The 6644-nt window shown below is 72.5% G+C and carries 2 protein-coding genes; both read right to left on the bottom strand.

Features of this window, described 5'->3' with window-relative positions; all coding sequences use genetic code 11:
* Window positions 1-4373 (bottom strand): type I polyketide synthase (locus Q0994_RS33670; RefSeq protein ID WP_299542496.1); only part of this gene is annotated, 4373 nt, incomplete at its 3' end.
* 42 nt (window positions 4374-4415) lie between these two features.
* Window positions 4416-6644: SDR family NAD(P)-dependent oxidoreductase (locus Q0994_RS33675; protein WP_299542498.1), on the bottom strand; the 2229-nt coding region annotated here is incomplete at its 5' end.

Genomic DNA, 6644 nt, shown 5'->3' on the forward strand with positions numbered 1-6644 from the left:
CGCTCCACACCCAGACGCCACAAACCACCCGGACCCACACCCGCACCCACACGCCCCAACCGAGGCACCACACACACCCCGTCACGCACCGCGACCTGCGGCTCCCCCACCGCGACCAACGCACCCCAGTCCGGAACCTCACCCACCACATCCACCAGCACAAACCGGCCCGGGTGCTCCGACTGGGCGCTGCGGATCAATCCCCACACGGGGGTGACCGCGAGGTCCGTCGTCTCCTCGCCCACGGCCACACCCCGGCGCGTCACGACGACGAGCCGCGCCTCGGCGAGGGTCTCGCTGCGGACCCACCGCTGCACCAGCTCCAGCGTCTTCGCCGTGATCTCCCGGGCCGCCGACGCGCTCTCCCTGTCGGCTGCGGCGACCCCGGCCTCGACCAGAACCACTTCCGGCACCGCCGTACCCGCGGCGATCGCCGCCTCCAACTCCTCCACGTCCGCGAACCGCTCACCCGGGGCCACCAGGTCACCCAGCACCGCGACCCGGTCCACCGAACCACCCGGCGAACCGTCGGCCTCGGGCAGCACGACCCACTCCACCTGGAACAGCGAGCGGTCGCCGCTGCCGCCCTGCGCCCTCTCCAATTGCGCCTGGTCCACGGGGCGTACGGCCAGGGCGTCGACGGTCACCACGGGGGCGCCGGTCTCGTCGGCCACGTCGATGCGGATCCCGGAGTCGCCGTCGGCTCCGGCCGGCCGGAGCCGGACCCGGGCGCGGGTCGTGCCGCTGCCGTGTCCGAGCCGGACGCCGGACCAGGAGAACGGCAGGTCCGCCGAGGAACCCGCTTCCTTCTCCAGCAGTCCACCGTGGAGCGCGGCGTCGAACAGTGCGGGATGGATACCGAAGCCTTCGTCGCCGGTGTCCTCGGGGAGGGCCACCTCGGCGTAGACCTGTTCACCGTCGCGCCAGGCGGCGCGCAGCCCCTGGAAGAGGGGGCCGTACTCGTACCCCACTTCGGCCAGTCGGTCGTAGAGGGTGTCGGTCGCGATCTGCTGCGCGCCGGTGGGCGGCCAGGTCGCGGGGAACGGCGCTACGGGTCCGGCCTCGGCCGTCAGCCATCCGTGGGCATGGCGGACGATCCGGGTCTGGTCGTCCGCCTCGTCCGGGGTGTCGCCCGCGATCTCGCCCGTGGTCTCGGGGCGGGAGTAGACGGCCACTTCCCGGCGGCCGTCCTCACCGGCCGGGCTCACGGTGACCTGGAGCTGCCGGGCCGTGTCGTCCGCGAGGATCAGCGGGGCTTCGAGGATGATCTCGTCCACGACGGGGGCGCCCGCGGTGCGGCCGGCCGTGAGTGCGAGTTCGACGAGAGCGGCGCCGGGGACGATGACCGTGCCGAGGACGGCGTGGTCCTGGGTCCACGGATGGGTGTTCTGAGCGATCCGCCCGGTGAGTACCCACTCGTCGCGGTCGCCGATGCGCACGGAGGCCGCGAGCAGCGGGTGCGTCAGCCGTCCGAGTCCGGCGGCGGTCAGGTCGCCGGTGCCGGTGCCGCGTGTGGGCCAGAAGCGCTCGCGCTGGAACGCGTACGTCGGCAGCTGGACGCGCTGGGCGCCGGTACCGGCGTAGAAGGTGTGCCAGTCAAGGTGTGCTCCGGCGACGTGGGCCTCGGCGAGCGAGGTCGCGAACCGCTCGGGGCCGCCTTCGCCGCGACGCAGTGAGCCGATGACCCTGACCTCTTCGGCGGCCTCGAGTCCCTGGGAGGTCTCGGCGACCGCCATCGTGAGGACGGGGTGCGGGGAGGTCTCGATGAAGCAGTTGACGCCGTTGTCCACCAGAGCGCGGACGGCCGGTTCAAAACCGACGCGGCCGCGCAGATTGGCGTACCAGTAGTCGGCGTCGAGCCGAGCGGTGTCGATGAACTCGCCCTCGACGGTCGAGTAGAAGGGGATGTCACCGGTGCGCGGGGTGATGGGCGCGAGCAGTTCGAGGAGTTCGTCGTGGATGATCTCGACCTGCGCGGAGTGGGAGGCGTAGTCCACGGGGACTCGCCGGGCCCGCACGCCGTCCCGCTCCCATATGACCATCAGCTCGTCCAAGGGCCCGGGCTCACCGGCGACGACGACGCTCGCGGCGCTGTTGACGGCGGCGACGGACACGCGGCCGTCGTAGGGGACGAGTTGTTCTTCGACCCGGCCCACCGGAAGCGAGACGGAGACCATGCCGCCGCCTCCGGCGAGGCGTTCGCCGACGGCGCGGCTGCGCAGGGCGACGATGCGGGCGGCGTCGTCCAGGGACAGTCCGCCCGCGACGTACGCGGCGGCGATCTCGCCCTGCGAGTGGCCGAGGACGGCGGCGGGCTCGATGCCGTTGGAACGCCACAGCCGGGCCAGGGACACCATCACCGAGAACAGGGCGGGCTGGACGACGTCGACGCGCTCCAAGGAGGGGGCTCCGGGGTCGCCGCGCAGTACGTCCTCCAACCGCCAATCGACGTACGGGGACAGCGCCTTGGAGCAGGCGGCGATCTCGTCGGCGAAGACGGGCGAGGAATCGAGCAGCTCCATCGCCATGCGTTCCCACTGGGAGCCTTGTCCCGGGAAGACGAAGACTGCCTTGCCGCCGGTCGCGGGGGCTTCGAGGACGTGGGCGGCGGGCTCGGCGGCCGACAGGGCGGCGAGCCCGGTCAGCAGCGCGCCCCGGTCGGTGGCGACGACGGCCGCGCGGTGGTCCAGGTGTGCCCGGGTGGTGGCCTGGGAGAAGCCGACGTCGAGCAGGCTGAGTTCGGGCTGGGCGATCAGATGGCCGCGCAGCCGGTCGGCCTGGGCGCGCAGGGCCGCGTCACTGCGGGCGGAGAGGAGTACCGGCACGGCGGCCGGGACACCGTTGACGTGCTGGAGGGCCGTCTGCCCCGCGCTGCCGGTGTGGGTGCCGGTTCCGACCGGCTGCATGTCGGCAGCGGTCCCGGTGGGCTCCCCGTCGGCCTCGGCGGCGTCCGCCTGCGCGGGCGCGGGCGGCTCCTCGATGATGACGTGCGCGTTCGTACCGCCGACCCCGAAGGAGGAGACACCGGCCCGGCGCGGACGGTCGGAGGTGGCCGGCCAGGGCTCGGCGGCGGTGAGCAGCCGCACCTCGCCCGCGTCCCAGTCCACGTGCGGGGACGGTGCGTCGACGTGGAGGGTGGCGGGCAGCGTCTCGTGCCGCATCGCCATCACCATCTTGATGACGCCCGCCACCCCGGCAGCGGCCTGGGTGTGCCCGATGTTCGACTTGACGGAGCCGAGCCTGAGCGGTCCGTCGCCGCGCTCCCGCCCGTACGTGGCGAGCAGGGCCTGGGCCTCGATCGGGTCGCCGAGCGGGGTTCCGGTCCCGTGGCCCTCCACCGCGTCGATGTCGGCGGCGGTCAGCCCCGCGTTGGCGAGGGCCTGGCGGATCACCCGCTCCTGGGAAGGGCCGTTCGGGGCGGTGAGGCCGTTGCTGGCACCGTCCTGGTTGACGGCGGTGCCGCGTACGACGCCGAGCACACGGTGACCGTTGCGGCGGGCGTCGGACAACCGCTCCAGTACGAGCAGCCCCGCACCCTCGGCCCAGCCGACACCGTCGGCTGCCGCCGCGTACGCCTTGCAGCGGCCGTCCGGGGAGACGCCGCGCTGGCGGCTGAACTCCACGAAGACGTTCGGCCGGGAGAGGACGGTCACCCCGCCCACCAGCGCCAGTGAACACTCCTGTGCGCGAAGGGACTTGGCCGCCAGATCCAGGGCGACCAGCGAGGACGAGCAGGCGGTGTCCACCGACACCGCCGGTCCGACGAAGCCGAAGGTGTAGCTGACGCGCCCGGAGGCGACGCTGCCCGCGGACGCGATCGTCAGATAGGCCTCGATGTCGGAGCGCCGGTCGCTCTCCCCGGCGACGAACCCGTAGTCCTGGTACATCACACCGCAGAAGACACCGGTGTCGGAGCCGCGCAGCGAGGCCGGGTCGATGCCCGCGTCCTCGAAGGACTCCCACGCCGTCTCCAGCAGCAGCCGCTGCTGCGGGTCCATCGCGAGGGCCTCGCGCGGGCTGATGCCGAAGAAGTCCGCGTCGAACTCAGCGACCCGGTCCACGAATCCGCCGCCGCGCGTGTAGGAGGTGCCGGGGTGGTCGGGGTCGGCGTCGTAGAGGTTCTCGATGTCCCAGCCCCGGTCGTCGGGGAACTCCCCGGTGCCGGAGCGCCCGTCGGCCACCAGCTTCCACAGGTCGTCCGGGGAGGCCACGCCACCCGGGTAGCGGCAGCTCATCCCGACGATGGCGAGAGGCTCGCCGGCCCGGTCCTCGTACTCCTGGAGCCGGGCGCGGGTCTCGTTGAGGTCAACGGCTACCCGCTTCAGGTACCGGACCAGTTTCTCCTGCTGCGGGTCGTTGCCTTCAACGCTCATGGTGGTGTCCCCCTGGGTGGTCTGAGCCTGCGATTGCACTGTTCACGCCTCGCCGAACTCGGCGTCGATCAGGCGGAGTACCTCATCCGCCGTCGAGGCAGCCTCGAAGCGCTCGTTCACGTCGATTCGTTCATCGGCACGCCGGTCTCCCTCGCCGAGCCGGTCCAGCAGCGTGCGCAGCCGTCCGGCCACGCGTTGCCTCTCACCGGCCGCGACCGAAGTGATCATGGCCTCGAAGGTGTCCTCCAACCGCCGCAGCTCCTGCTCGAAAGGCGGCGCCACATCGCCGCCGACCTGGGCGAGGATCAGCTGGGCCACCGCACCGGAGGTCGGGTGGTCGAAGACGAGGGTCGCGGGAAGCCGTACGCCGCTGGCCCGGGTGAGCCGGTTGCGCAGCTCGACCGCGCCGAGGGAGTCGAAGCCCAGCTCCTTGAACGCCCGGTCCGGGGCGATCGCTCCGGGGGAGGCATGGCCGAGGATGGCCGCGACCTGCCCCTGGACGAGCTGGAGCACGACCTGCTGCCGCTCGGTTTCCTGAAGTCCCGCGAGCCGCTGCGCGAGAGGCACTTCCATGCTCTGCACCGGCTGGGCGGGCATCCGCACCAGGCCGCGGAAGAGCGGCGGCAGCGATCCGGCCCTGGCCTGCGCGCGGAGGGCGGCGAGGTCCAGCCGCACCGGGGCCAGTAGTGCCTCGTCGAGTTGTCGGGCCTGGTCGAAGAGGTCCAGACCCAGCTCGGTCGGCAGGGCGCCGACTCCCATCCGTTCGAGGCGCGCCAGCTCCGCCGCCCCCAGGCCACCGGCCATGCCACCGGCCTCGGCCCACAGGCCCCAGGCCAGCGAACCGGCGGGCAGCCCAGCGGCGCGCCGGTGTCCGGCGAGCGCGTCGAGGACCGCGTTGGCGGCAGCGTAGTTGGCCTGGCCGGGGCTGCCCACGAGGGAGGCGACGGAGGAGAAGAGGACGAACGCCGACAGCTCCATACCCGCGGTCAGTTCGTGCAGGTGCAGCGCGGCGTCCACCTTCGGCCGCATGACCCGGCCGAGCTGCTCGGCGGTCATCGACTCGACGACGCCGTCGTCCAGGACACCGGCCGCGTGGATCACGGCGGTGAGTGGCCGTTCCAACGAGGCTATGAGCGCGGCGAGCTCCTCACGATCGGACACGTCGCAAGCCACGGCACGGGCCTCACAACCCAGCACCGCCAACTCCCCGATCAGATCGGCCACACCGGGTGCGTCCGGACCACGACGACTGAGAAGCACGAGATGCCGGGCACCGTGCTGCTCGGCCAGGTGCCGGGCGAAGAGCGCACCCAGACCACCCGTACCACCCGTGATCAGAACCGTCCCGTCCGGGTCGAGCGCAGGTGCGGCAGCCGTGGCGGCAGCGGCCCGCTGCAACCTCGGCACCAGAATCTGCCCGTTACGGAGAGCCGATTGGGGTTCGTCGAGGGTGGCGAGCACGTCCCACTCGGGGGCATCGCCGACGGGCTTCTCGCTACCGTCCGTGTCCAGATCGACCAGCAGGAATCGTCCCGGGTGCTCGGACTGGGCGCTGCGCACCAGGCCCCAGACGGGTGCCTGGGCAAGGTCCGGCACCTCGTCCCCGACCGTCACACCACGCCGGGTCACAATCACCAGGCGCGCATCGGCGAGCCGGTCCTCAGCCAGCCAGCCCTGAAGAAGTTCCAGGGTGCGGGTGGCGGCGGTCAGCGCGGCCTTGCCGGGATCCCCGGAACCGTCCCCCTCGCCCTCCACGGCGGCCACGACCAGATCGGGTACCGGAGCCCCCTCCACCAGGGTCCCGACGAGCGCGTCCAGATCCGGATACCGCTCGTCGGACCGCGCCGGGGCGCCCAGCACTGCTGTACGGACGACGGCGGGAGCGCCGGCGGGCGGGGTGAGGGCGGTCCAGTCCACCGTGAACAGTGAACTGCTGCCCGGTTGCCGCACCCCCTCAAGCTGCGCCTGGTCGATCGGCCGGAAGGCCAGCTTCTCGATGCAGGCGACCGGCGTGCCGTACTCGTCGGCGATGTCGATCCGCAGCCCGTCCTCGTCCGCGGACCCGATCCGGACCCGTACGCGCGAGGCACCGGTGTGCTCGAAGCGGACGCCGGACCAGGAGAAGGGGAGGTGAGCCGAACCATCGCCGCTGTCGCCCTCGCCGCTGCCCAGCCGGTCGAGGCCGCCGTGCAGTGAGGCGTCGAACAGTGCCGGGTGGAAGGCGAACGCGCCGGCAGAGTCGGCGTGCTCGTCCGGCAGTGCCACCTCGGC

The sequence above is a fragment of the uncultured Streptomyces sp. genome, from assembly GCF_947488945.1.
In the GTDB taxonomy this organism is placed as follows: domain Bacteria; phylum Actinomycetota; class Actinomycetes; order Streptomycetales; family Streptomycetaceae; genus Streptomyces.